The sequence below is a fragment of the Anatilimnocola aggregata genome, from assembly GCF_007747655.1.
In the GTDB taxonomy this organism is placed as follows: domain Bacteria; phylum Planctomycetota; class Planctomycetia; order Pirellulales; family Pirellulaceae; genus Anatilimnocola; species Anatilimnocola aggregata.
Window position 1 is genome coordinate 3,239,499 of record NZ_CP036274.1, and the last position, 20,866, is coordinate 3,260,364.

General features: G+C 57.9%; 19 protein-coding genes. 9 read left to right on the top strand and 10 right to left on the bottom strand.

Annotated features, from left to right (window positions below):
* The first annotated feature begins 193 nt into the window (after positions 1-193).
* Positions 194-883 (top strand): hypothetical protein, encoded by a 690-nt coding sequence (locus tag ETAA8_RS12280; protein WP_145088325.1) that lies wholly within the window; start codon positions 194-196, stop codon positions 881-883.
* A complete protein-coding gene (dtd, locus tag ETAA8_RS12285; protein ID WP_145088327.1) occupies positions 880-1,326 on the top strand; it encodes a D-aminoacyl-tRNA deacylase in 447 nt (148 codons plus the stop codon). Before ETAA8_RS12280 ends, dtd begins: the two co-directional genes overlap by 4 nt.
* 103 nt (positions 1,327-1,429) lie before the next feature.
* Here the strand turns inward: dtd and ETAA8_RS12290 are convergent, their stop codons facing one another.
* The gene (locus ETAA8_RS12290; RefSeq protein ID WP_145088329.1) at positions 1,430-2,299 is read right to left on the bottom strand and encodes a metal-dependent hydrolase; all 870 of its coding nucleotides are present in this window, start codon (positions 2,297-2,299) and stop codon (positions 1,430-1,432) included.
* 262 nt (positions 2,300-2,561) lie between these two features.
* Between ETAA8_RS12290 and ETAA8_RS12295 the strand changes: the two genes are divergently transcribed.
* Positions 2,562-3,398, top strand: a complete 837-nt coding sequence (locus ETAA8_RS12295) for a CvpA family protein (RefSeq protein WP_202921786.1) — start codon at positions 2,562-2,564, stop codon at positions 3,396-3,398.
* 1,043 nt (positions 3,399-4,441) lie between these two features.
* Positions 4,442-4,672, top strand: coding sequence for a hypothetical protein (locus ETAA8_RS12300; RefSeq protein WP_145088333.1), 231 nt, complete (start codon positions 4,442-4,444; stop codon positions 4,670-4,672).
* A 409-nt stretch (positions 4,673-5,081) separates the two neighbouring features.
* Here the strand turns inward: ETAA8_RS12300 and ETAA8_RS12305 are convergent, their stop codons facing one another.
* The 6 genes from ETAA8_RS12305 to ETAA8_RS12330 form a co-directional block, all read right to left on the bottom strand.
* A complete protein-coding gene (locus tag ETAA8_RS12305) occupies positions 5,082-5,489 on the bottom strand; it encodes a hypothetical protein (RefSeq protein ID WP_145088335.1) in 408 nt (135 codons plus the stop codon).
* A gap of 9 nt (positions 5,490-5,498) precedes the next feature.
* Complete coding sequence (locus ETAA8_RS12310) at positions 5,499-5,687, bottom strand: hypothetical protein (RefSeq protein WP_145088337.1); 189 nt, start codon at positions 5,685-5,687, stop codon at positions 5,499-5,501.
* A gap of 58 nt (positions 5,688-5,745) precedes the next feature.
* A complete protein-coding gene (locus ETAA8_RS12315; RefSeq protein WP_145088339.1) occupies positions 5,746-6,789 on the bottom strand; it encodes a hypothetical protein in 1,044 nt (347 codons plus the stop codon).
* Between the two features lie 795 nt (positions 6,790-7,584).
* The gene (locus tag ETAA8_RS12320) at positions 7,585-9,033 is read right to left on the bottom strand and encodes a voltage-gated chloride channel family protein (protein ID WP_145088341.1); all 1,449 of its coding nucleotides are present in this window, start codon (positions 9,031-9,033) and stop codon (positions 7,585-7,587) included.
* Between the two features lie 21 nt (positions 9,034-9,054).
* Positions 9,055-10,101 carry an acetyl-CoA carboxylase carboxyltransferase subunit alpha gene (locus tag ETAA8_RS12325; RefSeq protein ID WP_145088343.1) on the bottom strand — a complete coding sequence of 349 codons (1,047 nt, stop codon included), beginning with the start codon at positions 10,099-10,101 and terminating at the stop codon, positions 9,055-9,057.
* 96 nt (positions 10,102-10,197) lie between these two features.
* Entirely contained in the window at positions 10,198-11,100 is a 903-nt protein-coding gene (locus ETAA8_RS12330) for a serine/threonine-protein kinase (RefSeq protein WP_145088345.1), read from the bottom strand.
* 248 nt (positions 11,101-11,348) lie between these two features.
* On the opposite strand from ETAA8_RS12330, the gene ETAA8_RS12335 reads away from it, so the two are divergent.
* The 4 genes from ETAA8_RS12335 (at position 11,349) to ETAA8_RS12350 (ending at position 16,587) form a co-directional block, all read left to right on the top strand.
* On the top strand, positions 11,349-13,385 hold the full coding sequence (locus ETAA8_RS12335) for a hypothetical protein (RefSeq protein WP_145088347.1): 2,037 nt from the start codon (positions 11,349-11,351) through the stop codon (positions 13,383-13,385).
* A 113-nt stretch (positions 13,386-13,498) separates the two neighbouring features.
* Complete coding sequence (locus ETAA8_RS12340; protein WP_145088349.1) at positions 13,499-14,404, top strand: OB-fold nucleic acid binding domain-containing protein; 906 nt, start codon at positions 13,499-13,501, stop codon at positions 14,402-14,404.
* A 55-nt stretch (positions 14,405-14,459) separates the two neighbouring features.
* Positions 14,460-15,113, top strand: a complete 654-nt coding sequence (locus ETAA8_RS12345; RefSeq protein ID WP_145088351.1) for a response regulator transcription factor — start codon at positions 14,460-14,462, stop codon at positions 15,111-15,113.
* Complete coding sequence (locus ETAA8_RS12350; RefSeq protein ID WP_145088353.1) at positions 15,097-16,587, top strand: sensor histidine kinase; 1,491 nt, start codon at positions 15,097-15,099, stop codon at positions 16,585-16,587. The genes ETAA8_RS12345 and ETAA8_RS12350 overlap by 17 nt, the downstream gene beginning before the upstream one ends.
* A gap of 17 nt (positions 16,588-16,604) precedes the next feature.
* Here ETAA8_RS12350 and ETAA8_RS12355 read toward each other — a convergent pair whose 3' ends face one another.
* The 3 genes from ETAA8_RS12355 to ETAA8_RS12365 all read right to left on the bottom strand — a co-directional run bounded on the left by ETAA8_RS12355 (position 16,605) and on the right by ETAA8_RS12365 (position 18,250).
* On the bottom strand, positions 16,605-16,910 hold the full coding sequence (locus tag ETAA8_RS12355) for a type II toxin-antitoxin system RelE/ParE family toxin (RefSeq protein ID WP_145088355.1): 306 nt from the start codon (positions 16,908-16,910) through the stop codon (positions 16,605-16,607).
* Positions 16,907-17,104 carry a hypothetical protein gene (locus ETAA8_RS12360; RefSeq protein WP_145088357.1) on the bottom strand — a complete coding sequence of 66 codons (198 nt, stop codon included), beginning with the start codon at positions 17,102-17,104 and terminating at the stop codon, positions 16,907-16,909. The genes ETAA8_RS12355 and ETAA8_RS12360 overlap by 4 nt, the downstream gene beginning before the upstream one ends.
* Positions 17,105-17,242: 138 nt before the next feature.
* Positions 17,243-18,250: a CPBP family intramembrane glutamic endopeptidase gene (locus ETAA8_RS12365; RefSeq protein ID WP_145088359.1), complete on the bottom strand. Its 1,008-nt coding sequence runs from the start codon at positions 18,248-18,250 to the stop codon at positions 17,243-17,245.
* 1,104 nt (positions 18,251-19,354) lie between these two features.
* Here ETAA8_RS12365 and ETAA8_RS12370 point away from each other — a divergent pair.
* Positions 19,355-20,863: a hypothetical protein gene (locus tag ETAA8_RS12370; RefSeq protein ID WP_145088361.1), complete on the top strand. Its 1,509-nt coding sequence runs from the start codon at positions 19,355-19,357 to the stop codon at positions 20,861-20,863.
* Positions 20,864-20,866: the final 3 nt, after the last annotated feature.

Genomic DNA, 20,866 nt, shown 5'->3' on the forward strand with positions numbered 1-20,866 from the left:
AGTCGAATCGTTCTGCTTTAGGTTTCACCTTATCACCTTGTCACCTTATCACCTTGTCACCTTATCACCTTGTCACCCCCTCTCCCTCTCTTCCTCTCTTCCTCTCTTCCCTTCCCCCGCCTCGTCACTCACTCCCCGCCTCTCTAAACTGTCGTTAGTCTCTAAGCCCCAAGTCCCTTAGCCCCTCCCTCACGTGTCACGCATTTTTTTGGTTCTCGCTGCCATCGCCTGGCTTTCGCTCGCGGCCAATTTCTTCATCGGGTTGTGGATCGGCGACTTCAACAGTGTTGCTGCGTCCTACCGCGCGGCAAATGAAGAATACAAACAGGCGAAATTTGATCCGCAGAGTCCTGCCGACAAAAAAGCGGCTGCGGAAAAGAATCTGAAGGCTGCTGCCGATTCGCTCGACGTCCCGCGTTATCGCATGACGTTGCACTTTTATGTTGGCGTGGCTTCTTCACTGCTTGTGGTGCTGGTGAATAGTGTGACCGTTACCTATTTCGTCGGCACGAGCAAATGGTGTCGCGAAGTGGGCGAGACCTATTCGCTCCAGGAAGAGTTGCAGGCTCGCAGCACGCTCATCAAACGCAAGACCTTTCCCTGGGCCGCCGGGAGCATGGTGGCAATCGTCGTGCTGGTGTTTCTGGGCGGGCTCTCCGACCCGTCGATTCCGCTGAACCAAGCTCAGCCCGGTCGCAGTGCCGACATGGTGCAGTGGCATTACTTGATGGCGATGCTCACGCTGGCGTTCATCGCCGTTTCGTTCTTCGTCCAGGCGCTTCGCATTGCCGAGAACTATCGCGCGATCGAAGCGATTCTGGCTGAGGTTCGCAAGATTCGCATCGAAAAGGGGTTGCCTGTCAGCGAAGAGGCCGCCCGATGAAAGCGGTCCTGCAGCGAGTGAAGCGAGCGAAGGTCACGGTCGCGGGCGAGATTGTCGGCGAGATTCAGCATGGCCTGCTCGTGCTGCTGGGGGTTGCGCAGGAAGACACGCTCGACGATGCTCGCGCACTGGCCGATCGCACCGTTGGCCTCCGCATCTTTGACGATGCCGATGGGAAGATGAATCTCAGTGTGCGCGATGTGGCTGGCAGCGTGCTGGTGGTCAGCCAGTTCACGCTGCTGGGCAACTGCTCGAAAGGTCGCCGCCCCAGCTTCATTGAGGCAGCCCCACCGGAGCGCGCGAACGAACTCTATCTGAGTTACGTGGCAGCAATCAGCGAACAGCAAGTTCCCACTGCCACCGGCCGCTTCCGCGCGATGATGGAAGTGGAACTCGTCAACGATGGTCCAGTCACACTGCTGCTCGATACGCGCAAACCGTAGACGAGTCATTCCCTGACTCGCTTTACTCAGTCACGGAGTGACTGAGTTACGGAGTGACTGAGTTACGGGACAGTCACGGAGTGACTGAGCTACGGGGAGGAACTTACCGTTGCAGTTGGGGCGGATACTGTTGCTGCTGCTGATATTCGTACTGCGCGCGATAGCGAGCCTGCTCCAGCGCCTGTTGAGTGGCGGGATCAATCGGCTGCGTGTTCGGGTCATACGGTTGTTGATCTGCGGGCACAAACCGTTGATCGACCCGTTGAAACTGTTGTTGGATTTGTTGTGAAGCTTGCAACCCGGCGGGATGGCCAAAATGGACTTCGTGCCCAAAGTGGTCCATCAGCATTGGATCGCCAACGGCAAAGAAGCTGAGCGCGAGCAATTTGCCATACACGCTGTAGTTGGCCCAACTATCCTTGCCAAAAAACTTGATCGCGGTGCCAAAGCTTTTCTTCACGTTCAGCCGCCCGCTGCGGACATTAAAACTCCAGATCTCATCCAGCAATAAATGCGAGAAGAAACCCAGCATCACTCCGCCCGCCTTGAACAAACGAATCTGCAAATCGAGATCGGCAACGATCAAGAACGTGAGCAGTCCGCAGGTCAGACACGCCGGGATGCTGTGCCACATGCCGCGATGGACGGTGTACCTTTTAAAAATCTCGACAATGCCAAAGCGGATGATGACATACGTGATCGCGGCCGCCAGCACCATCATCTCGCGCGACCAATGCAGAGCCTCGAAGCGCGGCATCATCAGCATGGGAATGACCGCTGCGGCGAACGTCGACATTTCGCGCACCGGCGTTCCTGAGTCGCTGTCGAGATCCGGGAGCATTCCCGACAAGCTGCAAAGCGCGCCACCAAGAATGCTGATTTCGATTGGCTCGTTCAGAAAGAAAAAGCCCACAGTCCCATAGCCGACTCCCAGCACCGAACTGAAAGTGATGTGCGATTTGAAATCCGCCATGTCAGGTTCCTTCCCGCTGCTCGCCCGCCATCGCTAGCATCCTGCTGGCGATCCGCCCTGCCCTTGCCTGCTGCTGTCTATCTTGCAACCGCGCGAACTTTACCGACGTTGTCTCTTCTCTCCAAGATCAATGTCAATTGCTCTTCGGCGTTTGCCCCCTGCTCGGCTATACTGCCGCCGACCCAGGATGACCGCGCGCCAAGCGCGACCGTTCGTCCTCGCCAGAAATCGAGGGCTTCCCCGCACAGCGGAGTTTGCAAGGATGCAAGGTTACGATTTTTTGATGATTGGCGTTCTCGTCGGCGCGATTGCCTGGGGAGCTTGGAAAGGCTTCGCCTGGCAAGTGGCTTCAACGGCTTCGATGGTGCTCAGCTACTTCGTCGCGCTTAACTTTCGCGCGCCAGTCGCGCAAATGATCTCTACTTTCTTTCAGAATCGCGCGGAGCAATCTTCGGGTGCTGCGGCTTTGGCCAATGGGCCGTGGAACGTCTTCGGCGCGATGCTGATTTTGTTCCTGGGAACGTCGCTCGTGGTTTGGTTGTGCTTCAACTTTGTGAGCCAGGCGATCGAACGCATGAAGCTCAAAGAGTTCGATCGGCAAGTTGGCGCAGTGATGGGTTTAGCCAAGGGTGTGCTGTTGTGCATCATCATCACCCTCTTTTCGATGACCCTGCTCGAACAACCGCAGCGACAAGCCATCATCAACTCGCGCTCTGGCAATGTCATCGCCCAGATTCTGGCGAAGGCCGAATCGGTTTTGCCTCCCGAGATTTTGCAGGTGCTGGCACCGTACATCGACGGACTGGAAAATCGGTACCCCACGGCGAATTATGGCGGTGCCTTCGAGCCTGCCCGCGACCTGCTCAACACGGCAACTCAGCAGTTCGAAAAGACCTACCAGGCGCAGCCAGCCAGCAGCTACTACGGTGGCCAGCCTGCGAGCAACTACGCGCCCAATGGCTACGCCCCAACGACCGGCCAGCCCGGCATGCTCCCCAGCTTCAACGGCGGCCAGCCCACCTATATCGACCCGCAAATGGCTGACCGCTATCGCCAGGCGATACCACCTGTTCAACCTCCCGGTGACCGGCCGTATTAGTTGGAGTTGAGGGGGCGAAAAGATGGCAGTCACACGGCGCGACTTGGTCTGGGGAAGTCTCCTCGGTTTGGTCTGCGTCACTTGGATGCTGGACCACTTACAACTTCAGTGCCAGGTACTCCTGCATGAATGGGCTTGGGAAATGCACCCGCCCACACAGCGTTTGTCGCAGCGGCGGGCAGGGGGGGCATACGCGGTTCCCGATGGGCCAGAATTCTACTGCCCAGTCGACTCATCCAACACCGATCAGCCTCTGCCATTTTCGTTCATCGGCCAACCGAGTTCTGGCACCAATTTCGAGGACGTCTCAGGTCGTTCGGCAACAGGTATCGATTCACAAAAAGGCAGGGGAGAGTGAGTCGAAATTTGCGCCACTTGCGCGATCTGTTTTGGGCGAAACTGCGCAGCGAAACCCAGTCAGATTATCGCTGCCGTTGCAGGGCCGATCGCAACGTCTTCGAATAGCAATCGTCAGAACCGGAATATGCGTATTTCCCGAGAGAAACAGCGACCTCAACCGAACATAACAAACATTATCGGACGTTGGGCACAGGGTCTCATTCTCAATAAAGGCCCGCTGCTCTTGGCGAGAATCGCCTGTAGATGTAGGTTCAGAACGCACGTTAGGAAGTCCTTTTTCCAGCGTGTAAGTCTTGGCAGTTGATAGCTGCACAAGCACCCCGCTCGAACACCCCGCCAAGGGTGAACGAACATCAGCAAGCGACCAGGTTCCAACGCCTGGTCGTTTGCGTTTCTTGGGTCAGCTGCGGATCATCGGCGAGAACGCTGGTTCCCGTCAAGTGCAGCAGCTGGGCAGACTGGTCAATCGCCAGTTCTGCGAACGCGAGCGCAACCGTTTTCAGAGGGTCGTGCGATGGTTGCCGCGATTAGATTCCTGCACACTCCGACCATGCGTGAGTGGCTTAAAGGCCCGGCTAGTAAGGCCTGTTCGGCTGATAGTATTTTCGACCTGCCGGGGTTATCGAACGGACAGCCCCCGAACTTTAATTTCGTCGCCTGACGGATGGAGACGGAGACAAGCCGTGGCACGACAACCCGCCGTGGAAGTTGAAGGTGTGTGGCGTGCCACCAAGCGAAAGACCGAGCGTCACACCCCAGGGTTCGACAATGGCCAACCGCAGCTACACCAGCTAAGACCGGGGAACCTTCAAGGCGGGCGGCTGGAGTGGTTCGAGAGTGGCCGGATCACTCGCCGCCAGCTCCCCGGTTGCACGCACGGCAGCGAAGCAGCCACCGGAACACTGAGCCGATAAACGAACAAGGGCCGATCACGTCTCTTAATCGTGACCAGCCCCGTGCGTTGCAAGTGCGGCGTCCAGTTGCCGGGATTCTATCCGGCTGCTGCTCGTGAGAGCAACCGGACTTTCACCCGACGCCCGAACGTCAACGCCAGCTCCCGCAGCGACGTCAGCATGTTCTGAACACTGCCCACGTGGCCGAACGTCCGAACTCGCACCGCGTGCAAGAACTCCTGACACCGAATGAACTCCAACCCTCGCGGGAACAGCACCTCTACAACGTTCGCTCCGCACCGGAGATTCACCGTTGTCGGACTCCATTCCTCACGCGCTTTCCGTTTCTTACGCATCACAGATTCCATTCTGATTCCCGGCTGTTGATGATCGAGCGAACGCGAGCCAGGTCAACGCGGTCGCCGTTTTCTCATTCGCTGTTTTCCTGCTTGGCTTCGGCCGCGAGCACGAGCAACGCCGCGAGCCAAGTTTGATCTTGCACGGCACCACGGAGAATGAACAAGCCCAACTCGTTTTGCGTGACGAAGTTTTCGCGTGCGATCCGCATCAGCTCGCACTTGAGCTTGAGCGGAATCGACACCACGAACTTCTCCCATTGCCAAAGCCCGCCGTCTCGACGCCTCGGCCGCACACCGAGAGACGTCGTGCTGTAGTCATCGAGCCTTGCCTTCTCGCTCAGCAATGCCGGCCGTTCGATCCGTTCGCGGATCACATCCAACGAACTACGACCTTCTTGCGTTGCCTGCTCGAACATTGCGAGCAACACCGCTCGGCTGATCGCCACTCGAATCTCGACCAACTCCGGCACGCTCGCCATCTTTCGCTCCTACGCCGTTCGCTGATCTTCAAGTTCCTTGACCCACGCTCGCATAAGCCGCACGGCTTGCGAGATCACGAACGCCCGCGAACGTCGTTGCCGCTTCGCTTCCTGATCGAGCCACGCGACCAGCTCAGGAGTCATCCGCAGGTACACGGCCCGCGTCTCTGCTTTGGGAATCTGCCCAGGTAATCTCATTTTCTTGCGCTCCGATATCGCTGTTACTCTCGTCCGATATTTCCCGCGATCGCACCGGCTAGAACGGCACTTGTCCGGCACTGACACCAAGCACGCCGATCATTGGCCGACGCTCCTGGAACTCCGCTTGCCGTTCGTTGATGTCGTGCCAGAACGTCGGCGGCAGCAGCAGTTGGAACATGTCCCACAAGGCCCCGACTGCCTCATCTTGTGACGTGAACTTCGCACACACTTGTGCAAGGCCCGACTTGATGCAGCCGACCGCTTGCCGCAACAGACGGCCGGTGTCCGGCACCACTTTCGGTTTTGGTTCGGCCGCTTCCTTCGCATCTGGGAACGCGTCGAAGAACCTCTGCACGACGAGTGCCCACACGTCGGCAACTTTTGCTCGCGACTGATGGCCGTTGCTGCGATCCGGTGTTTCCGCCGTGAACCGCAGCCAATCCGTCGTGAGCTTCTGACCGATGGTTCGCAACTTCGAGAACAGGTCGTAGATGTCCGTTACCGAGAAGTCATCCCGCATTTCCTCGCGACGAAGCTGGAACTCAACTCGCACCGCTTCTTCAGGGATGACGCCGCCCCAACGATGCACCCGCATGACTTCCCGTTTGGCAGGATCATCCTTGGTTTCGTACACCTTGTCGTAAATCCGGCACCGAATGCCCTTGCCGAACACGATGCCAGTCACCTTGCGATGCTTCCGATACCAGCCGTCGTCGACGGCCCGGCAGACGAACGCTTCGGCGACGTACTTATCGCGGAACCACTTGATCGCCTGGTTAATCAGGTCAACGCAGATGTCGCACCGAGAGGCCACGCCCTTTTCGTAGTGCCAGCCCAACCGCTCAAGCGTGGTTCGAGCGAGAGAGAACGCCTCCACATGCCCACGCTGCATCAGGACCATCGAGCTAAGGTCAACCAAGCAGTTCGGAATCTTCTCCGCTGACTTGCGCTTCGCGACCAGGAGCGTCATCCCCTCATGCTCCAACGCGAAGTCGAAGAACCACGGCCCGCGACGGATGCCAGCCGGTCGCACGTAGATGCGGCCACCGTCCGGCCCTTCGAAGAACACGCCGCCTTTCTCCTGAGCTTCGTCCTTCATCCCTTCTAGCATTGCTATCAGGCGTTGGTAACTTTCGTCGCACCATGATCCGTAGAGGGGCACGCTGAGCCAGTCCACGCCTCCCGTGACGCTATCGCTTGGGTCTTGGTTTTGGCTGTTTGAGCCCCCCGTGATACTAGACTCGGGGGGCTGGCCCACTGAAGTCGCTAAGACGTTGCCGCTACTTGGCTTCCAGGCGTTCGACGCAGCGGCTTCGCCGCCTGCTCCCGAATCCCCTGATACAGCCAACGAGACGGCCTGAGCTTCGCTGCTGGCCCCCTGCCCTGCTCCGTTGGCACCCGACAACTCGTCAACGCGACCCCAATCAAGATCACGCCACCAATCGTCCGCGACTGGCCCTCCGTTAACGCAGCTCAGTGCAGCACCCGACAACTCGTCAGGCATCCCACCGGAGAGGAAATTTTTTCGAGAAATTTTCCCGGTCGCGTCCGACTGCTCCGATTCGCCTCCCCTGCCCTCTCCCGCGATGCTCCCGAGACTACCCACTTTCGTCTCAATAAGACTTTCGTCTCGTCTCAACAAGCTATCGGGAATTGACTTGTTATTTCCGACTTCTTTCCTATGTCTGCAAACATTATCGGACGTTGGGGCTGGGTCGAATTAGGGCGAAAACGGCTTGGGCGGCCCTGCTCTGCGAGCCCATTTGGCAGCTACGATTTTAGTGAACTTCAGCTGTGATTTCGGGACGGAATCTGGCGCTTGAAGCACTGCCGATTTTGGGAGCGAAGCGAAGAAAAAACGGTCGCACGGATGGCCCGTTTTGCTGGCCGGGAATCAGGAGTTTTTAGCGCCAGATTCAGGGCCAGATTTGGTTTTGTTTTCGAGTTCGGTTTTCTCTTCCGCCGGGAAATTTGTGCCGCCAGTTCGGCCGTCCCGAATCGACCGGATCGAGCCGGCGGAAAAATGTTCGAACGAACTGGTCAACGGACTGCCAACTCGCTGCGAAAGATAAATGCCGGTGTGACCGCTCAGGAAATACGAAACGTAACAAGCGATGGCCAGATAAACGACAAAGCCCGACTGGAGTAGTTCGCCGTTGCCTGGTGCGAAGAGTTCGATTCCCATGATCGTGCAGGCGAGCGGAGTGTTGGTCGCGCCGGCAAAGACGGCGACGAAGCCCAGCCCGGCCATGAAGTCGACCGGCACTCCGAGCAGCAGTCCGAGCACGTGACCAAGGGCCGCGCCGATGAAGAACAGCGGCGTCACTTCGCCACCCTTGAAGCCGCTGCTGATCGTGACCACCGTGAACAAGATCTTCCAAGCCCAGCTGAACCATTCCGCGCCGCCGGGACGGAAGCAGGACTGAATCGTGACTGCTTGAGGAGTTGCCGGATCGGCATTCACACCGAGGCCGAGATAATCTCGATTGCCAACCGTCCAGACCAAGGCAATGACGATGAGCCCGCCAACCAGTGGCCGGAGTGCCGGCCAGCGAATCGTCCTCTTGAACCAATGATGCAGCGAGTGTGCGAACTCGGCGAAGAGGACGCTGCACAGCCCAAAGCAAGCGGCAGCGATTGTCACTTTGCCGGCCAGCCACCAATTGAGTCGCGGTGCGTGTTCAATCAGTCCGACCTGCGTCAACGCGTGAATGCTGTAGTGCGTGTGACCGATGCCCCAGGCCGAGGTCGTATAGTCGCCAACGATGCTCGCGATCAAGCACGGCAGCATGGCGCGATAGTTCATTTGCCCGAGTGCCAAAACCTCGAGCGCGAAGATCGCGCCGGTCAGCGGCGTGCCAAAGACCGCGCCAAAGCCAGCCGCGATCCCCGCCATCAATAGCAGTCGCGCGTCTTCGGAGTTGCTGCGCAACCAACGAGCGTATTGACTTGCCAGGCTGCCGCCCATTTGCACAGCTGTTCCTTCGCGCCCAGCGGAGCCACCAAATAAGTGAGTCAGTATCGTGCCGACAAAGACCAGCGGAGCCATCCGTAGCGGCACGCCCGCCGCGGGCTCGTGAATCTCATCGAGAATCAGGTTGTTGCCCGCCTCAGATTCCTTACCCAAATACTGATACAAGAGCGCGATCGCCGCGCCTGCGAGTGGCAGCAGATACAGCAGCCACGGATGTTCCCAGCGCAGCTCCGTCGCGCGATCGAGCGACCATAAGAAGAGTGCCACGGCGCTGCCAATGACAACACCCAGAGGGATTGCCAACGCCAGCCATTTCACCAGGAAGCCAGCAAGTTGCAAATGTTCGCGCAGAACCCAACGGTAAGGCATTTTCGAAGGGCTCGCGGAGAATTATTCGGCAACGGCCAACGGTTCTTCGAGGAACTTGCCCATCGCGCGGAACTTCTCGTAACGCTGTTGGGTCAATTGGTCGCCAGTCTTGCTCGAAAGTTCACGCAGCGAACGGAGCAAGTACTGTTTGACCCGCGCGGCCGTTTGAAAGTGGTCGCGATGTGCGGCGCCCAGCGGCTCTTCAATCACGTGATCGATCACGCCGAGTCGCAGCAAGTCGCTGGAAGTGAACTTGAGCGCGGTCGCGGCCTTCTCGGCAAACTGATGGCTCTTCCAAAGAATGCCTGCGCAACCTTCGGGGCTGATGACCGAGTAATAGGAGTACTGCAACATGGCCACGCGATCGCCGACGCCGATGCCTAGCGCGCCACCGGAACCACCTTCGCCAATGACGATGCAAATGATGGGCGTCTTCATCCGCGACATTTCGTACATGTTCTCGGCAATCGCCTGCGACTGCCCGCGCTCTTCGGCGCCGATGCCCGGATAAGCTCCCGGGGTGTCGATCAGGCAGACGATCGGAATGCCATACTTCTCGGCCATCTTCATCTTGAGCATCGCCTTGCGATAACCCTCGGGATGAGCGCAGCCAAAGTAGCAAGCGGTTCGTTCTTTGTAGGTGCGACCTTTCTGATGGCCGACGACGAGCACTTTGTGCTGATCGAGCCGGGCAAATCCGGTGAGCATGGCGCGGTCGTCGCCAAACTTGCGATCGCCGTGCAGTTCGACAAAGTCTTCGAACACCAGCGAGACATAGTCGGCCGTGTAAGGACGATCTTTATGGCGGGCGACTTGTACGATTTGCCATGGCGTGAGGTTGCTATAGACCTGTCGCGTGGTCTCGTTCACTTCGCGGCGGATGCGGCGGAGTTCTTCTTCCTGCTCGGGCGTGCGCGCGGGAGTTTGCTCCAGGGTGCGAAGTTGCGCTTCGAGTGCGAGAATGGGAAGTTCGAAGTCGAGGCCAGGGGCCGTTTGCGCGGCACCGCTCGACGACCCATTGGCACCACTCGGGGAACCGTTGCTCGCGATGCTTGTCGTTTCACTCATTTCAATTCACCATCATCGAACGGAATATGCTGGCAGCGAGGAGCAGGCTTGCTAAGACAGCGATGCTAGGAAAGTGTTCGGTAATAACACGGACGATTACACGAAGCCTTTGCGGTCGTCCTTTAATGTTGGTCGAACCGTCGGGGGCTTAGGGACCACTTTGAAGGCGCGCATTTTCTGATACTCCTTCAAAAACTCCCACATCGAGGGTGGGCGGTCCTCTTTGCGCTTGGCCATCATGCGGCGAATCAGATCGCTGAACTCTTGCGTGACATTGTCGTTCATTACTAGCACTGCTGGCACAGCAGCATTCAAGTGCTTGTTCAGCAGATCGTCGGCATTGTCGCCCGTGTACGGCACCTTGCCGGTGATGAGTTCGTACAAGACGCAGCCAAAGCTATAGATGTCGGCCCGCGCGTCGAGATTTTGGTTCCGAATCTGCTCGGGCGAAATGTAGCTGCGCGTGCCTTGAGTGCGCGTGCCGCCGAACATGTTGCCAAACATTGCCGAGAGACCCGTCCTCATCTTCTCGGAAATGGCGAAGTCGATCAGCTTGACGTGGGCGTCGTCGCTGATGAGAAAATTATCTGGCTTCACGTCGCGATGAACCCAGCCTTTGGTGTGCAGATAAAACAGTGCTTGCGAACCTTGCTCGACAAACTTCGGCGCGAAATAGCTGATGGCCTGAGGCCCCAGTCGCAACCAGAGTTTAAGGTTCGGGTGCTCGAAATATTCCATCACCAGGTAAGGCGTTTCGCCTTCGGTGTTGAACTCGTGAATGCGAATGAGGTTGGGGTGATTCAATTCCCCGGCCACTTCATATTCGCGTTTGAGTTCGTTGATGATCGCCTTGTCTTTTCGCTTCTCGGGGACGGGCACTTTCAGTGCATAGCGAGTCGTATCGTCCGATTTGGCTGCTTCCCAAACCTGGCAGGTCTGACCGACGCGAATCAGTCGCACCAGGCGATAAGGTCCAAGAAAATCGCGGGCTCTTGTCACTGCCTGTATGCTCGCAAAAAGTTGTTGACCATTTATTTGCAGGGTTCCGCCAAGTGCGCCCTACAATCGGTAGTCTAAACCAGCCCTCCGAATGGTTAAAGGGCAGCCTGCGGCGTGTACCCCCCTGACCTGCCTCGTCAGATGGCTGCTGAAGGTTAAGATCGGATCAAGTTTTCGGTTCCAAGTGTCAGGTTTCACGTTCGAAGTCGATAGTTCGAAGTTTAGTCCCTTTCACTCACTGCCATCCCATGCCTGATTGGACTTACCGCACGCTGTTCCAGAGGCCGCTCTTCGCGCTGCCTTTTAAGACGGCTCGCGCGCTGGCCTTCAGTGGACTGGGAACACTCGCGAAGATACCGGGTGGCGTATATGTCGTCGATTTTTTTGGACACATGCTGCCGCCGCGCGATCTGACGATTGTTGTGGACGGCGTGGAATACCGCAGCCCCGTCGGGCTTGGCCCTCATCTCGATCCGCAACAACAAGCGCTCAGGGCGATCAGCCGGTTTGGAGTGGGCTGGGTCGAAATTGATCCCGCGTTCCAAGCTCAGGATGCCACCGCGAAACTGTCAGTTTCAGCGGTCGAGCAAACGGTTCAATGGCAACTCAGTTCCGATGGGACAGAGCCCGCTGCAGATCCGCCCCCCTCCCCTGCCCTGACGGTTCCCGTTTGGCGACGGCTGAGTTGCCCGCATACGACCGCCGAGCAAGCAACCACCGCTGCCTGTTTGCAGCAGATCGAGGCCCACGGATTTACAACGAATCCGCTAACGCTCAATACACTCGGCATTGCAGTCGCCCAGCAGTGGTCACTCGACGAGTGGAAAGTTCATCTCGGCACGATTCAAGAGCGGCTGCGCTACGAAGGCGAAGACGAGCTCGCAGAGATCGAGTTCGCGACGCCCGTCTACGTCGTGCTGCCATTGGATCTGTCGCTCGCGGACCAGCGACACTATTTAATCGCAGCTCGCGAAGCAGGGATCCGTGGTTTCGTGATTGCCAATACCGAATTCGACTCTCCCCTCGCCGCGAGCGCGCAACTTGGTTGCTGTTGTCTTCTCCTTCAAGCTCTGCGAACCGAGTTCGGCAACGATTGCACGTTGGTTGCCTCAGCTGGAATTCACTCGCCCGAAGATGCGCTGCGCGCCTGGCGCAGCGGCGCGACGCTGGTCCAAGTCGATTCCGGACTGATCTTCGCGGGCCCCGGATTGCCGAAGCGAATTAATGACGCGCGGCGGTTCTTCCAATCGATCTATCCGCCGCTCTACGCCAATCGTGGCCAGCATGTGCAGTTCCCCTCCCCTCCCCTGCCCCAGCCACACTCACCTGCCGTGCGGATGGTCGAGCAGTCCTGGTTTTGGTTGCTACTCCTCGGGCTCTCGATGTTTGGCGGTGGACTACTCGCAGGAATTATTGCCGCGACTCGCGTGGTCCTTCCTTACGACGAAGCTTACTTGGGACTGACGCGCGTGCAGATCGCGGCAATCAATCCGCGGCTGTTGCTCTTCATGGCGCACGACCGCGTGACCCTGGCCGGCACGATGTTGGCCATTGGTGTCTTCTATTCGTTCCTCGCCTGGCATGGTGTCCGTCAAGGTTCGCATTGGGCCTGGCTGACGATCCTCACTTCTGCCCTCTCCGGATTCGCCAGCTTCTTCTTGTTTCTCTTCTTCGGTTACTTCGACCCATTTCATGCGCTCGTCACGGCCATCTTGCTGCAGTTACTGCTCGCCGGTTGGCAAGGGAAGTTGAGTTCACCGGCCGTGCCGCAATTTCCTAACCTGCGCGATACGCTCGCCTGGCGTTTGTGCCAATGGGGACAGCTGTTGTTTGTCATTCAAGGGGCGGCCCTCATCGTTGGCGGCTGCGTGATTTGTTACGTCGGCAGTACCACCGTGTTCGTGCCCGAAGATCTGGAGTTCATGCGGACCACGCGCGAGACACTTCTTGGTTTGCATCCGCGACTGATCCCCGTCGTTGCTCACGACCGCGCCAGTTTTGGTGGCATGCTGATCTCGTGCGGGCTCGCCACACTCCTCTCGGCGCTTTGGGGCTTTCGTCAGGGTGACGGTTGGCAGTGGTGGATGTACTTGCTCGCCAGCACGCTGGCCTATGGTTCCACCATGCTCGTCCACTTTGCGGTCGGATATCACAGCGGCTGGCATCTGGCCCCTGCCCTCCTTGGCTGGGGGCTGGTCATTGCCGGCCTTGCCCTCAGCTATCCCTATCTCATGGGTATCGACCTGGCTCACTATCGCCGCTGGAAAGAACTGCTGGCAAAGTAGCGACCAAAAGCTCTTCATCCGGCATTAAGGTTGGCTTCCCTACAGTTCCTCCGAAAGACGCCGTGGTTCCGCAACTTGGCGGGCTTCCGCACACTTCTCGAAAAGGAACGATCATGAAACGAAGCCTTTGGACGAGCGCAGCGCTCATCATCGCCACCGCCTGTGGGGCTATCGTGCTTCCCGGCAGCGGGTATTTCGGCTGGCAGACTTCGGCCGAGGAAGTCGCCCAGACCGAACAAAACTCTGAAACTGTCAGTGGCAAGGTCGCCAAGCTCCTGCGCAATGACCGCGACGATGTTGATGGCCTCAAGCTGGAGAATGGTCGCGACGTTCATTTTCCGCCGCACATCGGTCGCGAAGTCGAACGGGCGGTGAAGCCAGGCACTACGGTGATTGTCGTCGGCAAGCTGGAAACGCGGCCGAAGGGAGAGAAGGTTTTCGCGGCCTTGCGAATCGAAGCGGCTGGTCAGACCATCAAAGTCACCCGCCCAGAGCCACCTGCACCCAAGGATGGACCCAAAGCCAACAAGCAGGCCGAAGAGAAGATGAGCGTGACTGGCAAGATCGAAAAGGTGGTCAAGAACCCTCACGGCGATGTTGATGGTCTGCTTCTCAGCGACAAGACCGAAGTGAAATTCCCACCACACCAAGGTGCGGAACTCGCCAAGCTGATTGCTGTCGGGGACGAAGTGAACATCTCCGGCCGCAAACATCAGACTCCCAAGGGGGAAACACATTTGCAAGCCGACAAGATCACCGCGGTGGCCAGTGGCAAAGTGATCGAGCGCGAGGAACCGGCTCCTCATCGCCCCCCTGCCCCGCCCCACGGCCCCAAAGGCGGACCAATGCACGATGGGCCCAAAGGCGGGCCGAAGCACGATGGGCTAAAGCATGCCAAGCCAGCTCCGCACGAACAGCCACCGCACGAAGAAATTCTGCGCGAGTTGCGAGAACTGCGCAAACTGATCGAACGAAAGTTTCCAGATCAACCTACTTCGGCTGCCGACGCCGCGAAGTAAGCGGGCCAGCTAAGATGGCTGGTCTATCACAGCCCCTTTGGTCCCGAGTTCGATCATGCGTGTGCTGATCATTGAAGATGAGCCTGACCTGCGGCGTCTGATCGCCGAGGTCTTGTGCGAAGCCGATTACGCCGTCGACATTGCAGCCGACGGTCAGGACGGACTCACGAAGGCTCTCAGTTGGTCGTACGATGCCATCGTGCTCGACTTAATGCTTCCCAAGCTCGATGGCTGGAAGTTGCTCGCGCAGTTGCGGCGCGAGAAGGCCACGCCCGTGCTCATTGTCTCTGCTCGCGACTCGGTGCGCGATCGCGTCGAAGGGCTCGACCTGGGCGCCGACGATTATCTGATCAAGCCCTTCGAGCGCGCCGAGTTGCTCGCACGCTTGCGGGCGCTCATCCGCCGCGCCGCGGGGCAGAGCGTGACGGAATTGACCATCGGCGAAGTTCGGATCGACCTGCGGTCGCGCACGGTGTTGCTGGGGCAGGAACCAATCGTGCTTACATCGCGCGAGTACGTGCTGCTGGAATACCTGGCGCTCCATCGCGGGCGCGTGGTCAGTCGCACCGAACTCTTCGATCACTTGTTCGACGAGAACGAAAACAGCTTGTCGAACTTGCTCGATGTTCATGTTTCGAACATTCGCAAAAAGCTCGGACACGAACTGATCGAAACCCGGCGAGGGCTCGGCTATGTCATCCCCGAATGAGCCCGAAAATTCAGCGCAACCGGAGCGCCTCCCCTCCCCTGCCCCGCGCGCGGGCCGTCCGTTATGGGTCGAGATTCTCTTGGCGCAATTGGCCGTGCTGCTGCTCGTTGTGCTTGGCTTCGGCGGGACCGTTTATGGATTGCTGCGGCAGAGCATCTATCGCGAAGCAGAGGCGGACCTGTTTGCCGCAGCCCAGCTAATCGAACGTGATCTCGCCAGCGGACAACCCGCCACGCAGTTGGAAATCTCGCGCACTTATTGGCACCGCTTTGGTCCAGCCCCGCGCGATCGCGCATACTTTGTTGTCTGGCAAGCTGCGGGCAAATTACTTGCCGATAGCGGCGACGTGCCGAAGCAGGTCACTCCGGCGAAAGAGTTGCCGAAGCGAGGTGGTCCCCGTCCTTACGCCACGCGTTGGCAGGCTGGCGACTTGCAAGTGATTGCCCGCGGACCCCGCGATGAGCAAATCTTGATTGGTCGACCACTCGGCAAAGAGCAAGATCGCTTGCGCAATCTGCTCTCGACCCTTGCTCTGATTGGCCTGGCAGCGCTTGCCATCGGCGGGCTCGTGGCATGGTGGCTGGCGCGGCGGATTACGCAGCCGATTGAACAACTGACGCAAACCGCGGAGCAGATCTCGGCCCGGCAACTCGACCAGCGACTGCCATCGCCGACGAGTTCCACGGAACTGCTTAGCCTGGCCACGGTGTTTAATCGGATGCTCGACCGTTTGCAGGGAGCCTTTCAGCAGCAAACGCGATTCACGTCCGACGCTTCGCATGAATTGCGCACGCCGGTCACCGTCATTCTCACACAGGCGGAGCATTCGCTGGCCCGGCCGCGCAGTAGCGACGAATACCGCGCGGCGCTCGATACCTGCCTGCGTGCTGCGCGGCGAATGAAGCGGCTGGTTGATGACTTGCTGTTGCTGGCTCGCGCCGACGCCGGCCGGCTGCAACCAAGGCGAGAAGTGTGCGATCTGGCCGAGGTTGCTCGCACGACGCTCGCCTGGCTCGAACCGCTGGCCAGTGAACAGAAAATTCAGCTGATGTCGCAACTAACGAGTACGTTGACCGCGGGCGATGCCCAACAGCTCGGGCAGGTTGTTGCCAATCTGGTTGGGAACGCCATTCAATACAACAGGCCTGGCGGCGAAGTGCAAGTCACCACTGCGACCGAAGATGGCTGGGCGCTGCTCCGTGTGCGCGATAAAGGCCCCGGCATTGCGCTAGCCGATCAATCGCGAATCTTTGAACGATTCTTTCGCGCCGATCAAGCTCGCACGGTTCCCAGCGATTCCACCGCCGCCGCGAGTGGTCAGGGAACGGGGCTCGGGCTGAGCATTGTCGCCGAGATTGTCACTGCACACGGCGGGACGATTCTTGTGGAATCATCACTGGGGGATGGTTCGACGTTTACTGTGCGGTTACCGCTGGAGGATGAAGCGGCCGAAGCAAAGTTGAAATCAAGCTAGTTCGCGGTGCAGCGCACTCAGGCCAGCGACAATGTCTTGAGTGTCCGGGGAAGTTGCCGTGCCGTGTGGATGACGGCGAGCACATCAATATGATTTGCCTGAATCTGATAAATCACCCGATAGCTTCCCTCAATCACTTTGGGAATTGACGGGTCTCCGTATTCGAGCACTATCTGGCCCGATTCAGGAAAAGTAGCAAGTTGGATCGATCGTCCGGTGATGCGATCTACCATTCGATGTGCGTAGCGTTGTGAGTTACCCGCGATGTACTCGTAGATGTCCGTCAATGGACCAATGGCAGTATTGGTCCAGTACACTTTCATTTGTTCAGCCCAAATCCTCGGCGCACTTCTTCGACATCGACCACACGTCCCGCCTTGGCATCATCCAGGCCACATTCGATGCACTGACGAACGTAAATCTGCTGCATCACATCATCCCGGGTGGCGTTGAGTGGAAGTGAGTCGATCAGTCGATGAGCAGCGGCCCGAATATCGGGCGAAGTTTTATCCGCCATACCAGCATCCTTGGGGCTTGTCCGCTTGACGATTTCCACTTCTAAACTACCGCCGAATTCCCCTTCGTGCCACCTGGTTATATCTTTGCCAGTCCAGAACCGTAATTTGGCGAATTCCCCTCCTTGCGAGAAGTATCCCTATATAGCCGGCTGAGGCAGCGCCAGCGGCTGAGACTCTGGGTTGACTGCAGTTCGTCGCAGTAGTGAGAGGGCGGATGGCAGGCCGACGAGCGCGAGTAGCACGATCAGTCCGATGATTACGAGCCCTGCTTGTTCATCGCCGAGAAGAGGAGTTAAAGCTCGGGTCAACGCGCCGCAGGCGACAGCTCCCATGTTGTGAATCGCGTGGACGAGCATGCCTGGCTTGACTGAATTAGTGCGGTAGGCAAGCAAGCCGGTTACTATCCCAAGCGGGATTACCGCCACGATATGTTGCAGCGAGTCAGCATGCAGGATGGCGAACAGGAGTGTTGAGACAGCAATGGCTGTTGTTGGCGACCAGCGTGCGAGCAGCCGACGTTGAACGTAGCCGCGAAACACGATTTCTTCGACGAGCACTGGGAGCACGCTGAGGATGACTGCGACCAGAACGATCGTCCACCAGGCACTTTCGCTCACCGCCGCGCTCGTCGGACTGGCGGCTGGCTGGCCCAGCAGGAGTGTCGAGCCGATCATGACTGCCAGGGCCGTCGAAAGTGTGAAGCACGCCAGTGTCGCCAGGCCGAGGCCAGTGAAGTTTCGCCCCGTTGGTGCCAACAGGCCGAGCCGTTGCTGGAACGGCTCTGGCGAGCAGCTGGCGGCGAGCAGTACGAGTGTGCCCATGCCGAGTTGAAAAGGAATGACCGTGACCAATAGTGCCATCAGTGGCTGCTGAAAGACTTCTTGTGCATGGGTTTTCATGGCAGAGGGATCTAATCCTTGCGGTCCGAAGGATATGGCAATTACGATGCCGGCAATCACGAAGGCCATGATTACGGCAATCTGCCCGACCAACGCCGCGACAAACAAAGTGGTGAAGACTGTCCAGATGCGCGGTTTGCTCGGCGCTGAACTAGGGGAGTAACTTGGAACAGCACTCGCGGCAGAACTTGTGGCTGGCAACGCCGATTCAGAACTTTCCAAGGCCAAAGCGATACCCGTGCTCATTGCTGGACTCCGATAGTAAAGAGGCGCTGCGCTGACAACCGCAGCGCACTTCGCGGACTTACACTCCAGCGTAAGAATCACCACTTTGTTACAGCCGGGCGGTGAGTTTTCGCACGACGGCTGAAGGGTCAGAATAAAGGGCGTAACCGTTCACGCCAGCACACGAATCTAGGAAACCCGAAGCGTCAGCGAGGAGAGCGAACGGGAGGCATGGAAGCGAATTTCCTTCGTGGCCCGTTGGGAGGACTCTGGTGGTGAAGCAGAGCAAGCCCAAGCGAATGGTTTGGCGACGGCTAAGGTTCATTGCGGCGATAAGCACTCTCCTCGCTGACGCTTCGGGTTACCTAAATTGCGCTGAAACCGCGTTTCAGCAACCCGCCATGGTGCTGGCGCGAACGGTTACTAAAGGGCAACTCTCGTGACCAGACTAGTCACGACATGTGAGTATATTGAAACACATATACGACTCATCTAATCAGGTAGTGTCGATAACTAATAAACCACATAGTAACGATAAGTTGCTGGTGTTGCGAAAACTCTGCAGCCTGCTGGGGACCGCTTGACGAGGTTCTGTAGACAACTGGGCAATGAAAAACCAAGGGCGAGCAAGGTGCCATTGATAAATGTTGGAGTGGTCTGCGAATCTGGTGAGGATGTGGTGAGTAAGTAGACGTAAATTGCGGAACATTTCGGAAACTGAAAATGGAAACGTTCCAGGTTCTGCAGGGGTGTCAAACGGCGAAATCGATTGGGCGATAAGAGGTTAGTACGATGAGGCGATTTGCAGAAAATTTGGAATTATGGAAATTTCCTGTTCACTCCCCTGCCCTGCTGACGGCATTCGGGAAAACTCAAAAAGGAGCGATCAAGGGAGGAGAAGTTGCCGCAAAGATTTGGAACTCAAGAGCGAACGGGAGATGTCCGGGTGACGCATTCCAGACCAGATGCCAGCTTGGCGACGGGTCGCGCTCCCCTGGGGGTATGGGCAGCAAACCGTTATCTTTGAAGCAGCAGAAGTCGGGTCAGGAGGCAGTGCTTGTGTTTCGCATCGGTGCGTTTCATCAGGCCACTGTCAAATAAGCCACCGTTGATTGAGATGCCTCGATGAAGATTCAGCAATTTCTCGAACATCATGGAATCGCTCGCAATCCGTTCGCCGAGGAGGATGCGCAGACCGATCCCGTCTTCAAAGATCACTGCATCGACAGTACCTATCATCCCACTTGGGACAAGGTCTATGGCGATCCGAATGAGCCGGCGAGTTCGATCGTGTTCGGCGAAAAGGGATCTGGCAAAACGGCCATGCGGCTGCAACTGGCCCGGCACTTGGAGGCGTTCAATGAGCAATCGCCAGTCAAGCGGCTGTTCGTGATTCATTACGACGATTTCAACCCGTTTCTGGACCGCTTTCGCGATCGCTTGAGTAGCCGGAATCGCCGGCCCGACCGAGTGCTGCAGCAGTGGAAGCTGTGGGACCACATGGACGCAATTCTGACGCTGGGTGTGACTGGTTTGGTCGACCGGGTTTTGGAAGGTCGGCAACCGAGTACTTCAGTCGTCTGCAAAATCGAGCAGAGCAAAGTCGATAATCTCGACCGGCATCAAGCGCGCGATTTGCTAGTGCTCACTGCTTGTTACGACCAGGCAACGGGCGAGAACTTTAAAGATCGTTGGGCGCGGCTGCGCAAGCGACTGAAGTTCAACACGTACAAGAGCTACTGGCAGTTGGCCGTAGGCTGGGCGTGGATGCTCGTGGCTTTCACGCTGATGGTCGTGATGTTTGCGAACGGTTACGGAACGTGGCTCAAGCCCTTGTGGCTGTACTTGCTGATTGCCGTGGGTGGTTGGATTCCGTGGTTGGTAAAGGCATGGAAGAACTTCTGGCTTGCGCGGAGCATTCTCGGCCGCATGCGAGTTGGCATTCGTCACACCAATGACCTGCGCAAGGTCTTCATGCAACTGACGCCGGCCGAGTTGTCTTCGCAGCCATTGCCGAACAAGGACAGCACCGACGACCGTTACGAATTGCTGATGAAGTTTCAGGCGATTCTGCAGACGCTCGGATATCCGGGCATCATTGTGCTCGTCGACCGCGTGGATGAGCCGCACTTGATCAACGGGCAGGCGGAACTGATGAAGGCCCTGCTGTGGCCGATGCTCGACAACAAGTTTTTGAAGCATCCGGGGCTCGGCACCAAGCTGATGTTGCCAATGGAATTGACCCGCTTCATCGAGCGCGAAGAGCGCGAGTTTTATCAGCGGGCGCGGCTCGATAAACAGAACATGGTTCCGTCCTTCGAGTGGACCGGCGAAGCGCTGTACGACGTGGCTAATGCCCGCGTCAGAGCCTGTGCGCTCGATGCACTAAAGACGCCGACGCTGCAATCGCTCTTCGACACGAGCATTTCCGAAGCGCGCTTGATCGATTCATTTCGTACGTTGCGCGTGCCGCGACGGCTGTTCAAGTTTCTTTATAAGTTGCTCGTTGCGCATTGCAATTCGCACACCGACGAGAATCCGGTGTGGCAAATCAACTCGTCGCGGTTTGAATCGGAACTCGCGCTCACGTTGCGCGATCAGGATGCGTTCGATCGGGGAGTCGGAGCGGGGTAAGCC

Excerpts from the sequence above, each read along its gene's own strand:
- dtd (WP_145088327.1), top strand. The coding sequence starts at position 880 with ATGAAAGCGGTCCTGCAGCGAGTGAAGCGAGCGAAGGTCACGGTCGCG.
- ETAA8_RS12290 (WP_145088329.1), bottom strand. The coding sequence starts at position 2,299 with ATGGCGGATTTCAAATCGCACATCACTTTCAGTTCGGTGCTGGGAGTC.
- ETAA8_RS12295 (WP_202921786.1), top strand. The coding sequence starts at position 2,562 with ATGCAAGGTTACGATTTTTTGATGATTGGCGTTCTCGTCGGCGCGATT.
- ETAA8_RS12305 (WP_145088335.1), bottom strand. The coding sequence starts at position 5,489 with ATGGCGAGCGTGCCGGAGTTGGTCGAGATTCGAGTGGCGATCAGCCGA.
- ETAA8_RS12310 (WP_145088337.1), bottom strand. The coding sequence starts at position 5,687 with ATGAGATTACCTGGGCAGATTCCCAAAGCAGAGACGCGGGCCGTGTAC.
- ETAA8_RS12315 (WP_145088339.1), bottom strand. The coding sequence starts at position 6,789 with ATGAAGGACGAAGCTCAGGAGAAAGGCGGCGTGTTCTTCGAAGGGCCG.
- ETAA8_RS12320 (WP_145088341.1), bottom strand. The coding sequence starts at position 9,033 with ATGCCTTACCGTTGGGTTCTGCGCGAACATTTGCAACTTGCTGGCTTC.
- ETAA8_RS12325 (WP_145088343.1), bottom strand. The coding sequence starts at position 10,101 with ATGAGTGAAACGACAAGCATCGCGAGCAACGGTTCCCCGAGTGGTGCC.
- ETAA8_RS12335 (WP_145088347.1), top strand. The coding sequence starts at position 11,349 with ATGCCTGATTGGACTTACCGCACGCTGTTCCAGAGGCCGCTCTTCGCG.
- ETAA8_RS12340 (WP_145088349.1), top strand. The coding sequence starts at position 13,499 with ATGAAACGAAGCCTTTGGACGAGCGCAGCGCTCATCATCGCCACCGCC.
- ETAA8_RS12345 (WP_145088351.1), top strand. The coding sequence starts at position 14,460 with ATGCGTGTGCTGATCATTGAAGATGAGCCTGACCTGCGGCGTCTGATC.
- ETAA8_RS12350 (WP_145088353.1), top strand. The coding sequence starts at position 15,097 with ATGTCATCCCCGAATGAGCCCGAAAATTCAGCGCAACCGGAGCGCCTC.
- ETAA8_RS12355 (WP_145088355.1), bottom strand. The coding sequence starts at position 16,910 with ATGAAAGTGTACTGGACCAATACTGCCATTGGTCCATTGACGGACATC.
- ETAA8_RS12360 (WP_145088357.1), bottom strand. The coding sequence starts at position 17,104 with ATGGCGGATAAAACTTCGCCCGATATTCGGGCCGCTGCTCATCGACTG.
- ETAA8_RS12365 (WP_145088359.1), bottom strand. The coding sequence starts at position 18,250 with ATGAGCACGGGTATCGCTTTGGCCTTGGAAAGTTCTGAATCGGCGTTG.
- ETAA8_RS12370 (WP_145088361.1), top strand. The coding sequence starts at position 19,355 with ATGAAGATTCAGCAATTTCTCGAACATCATGGAATCGCTCGCAATCCG.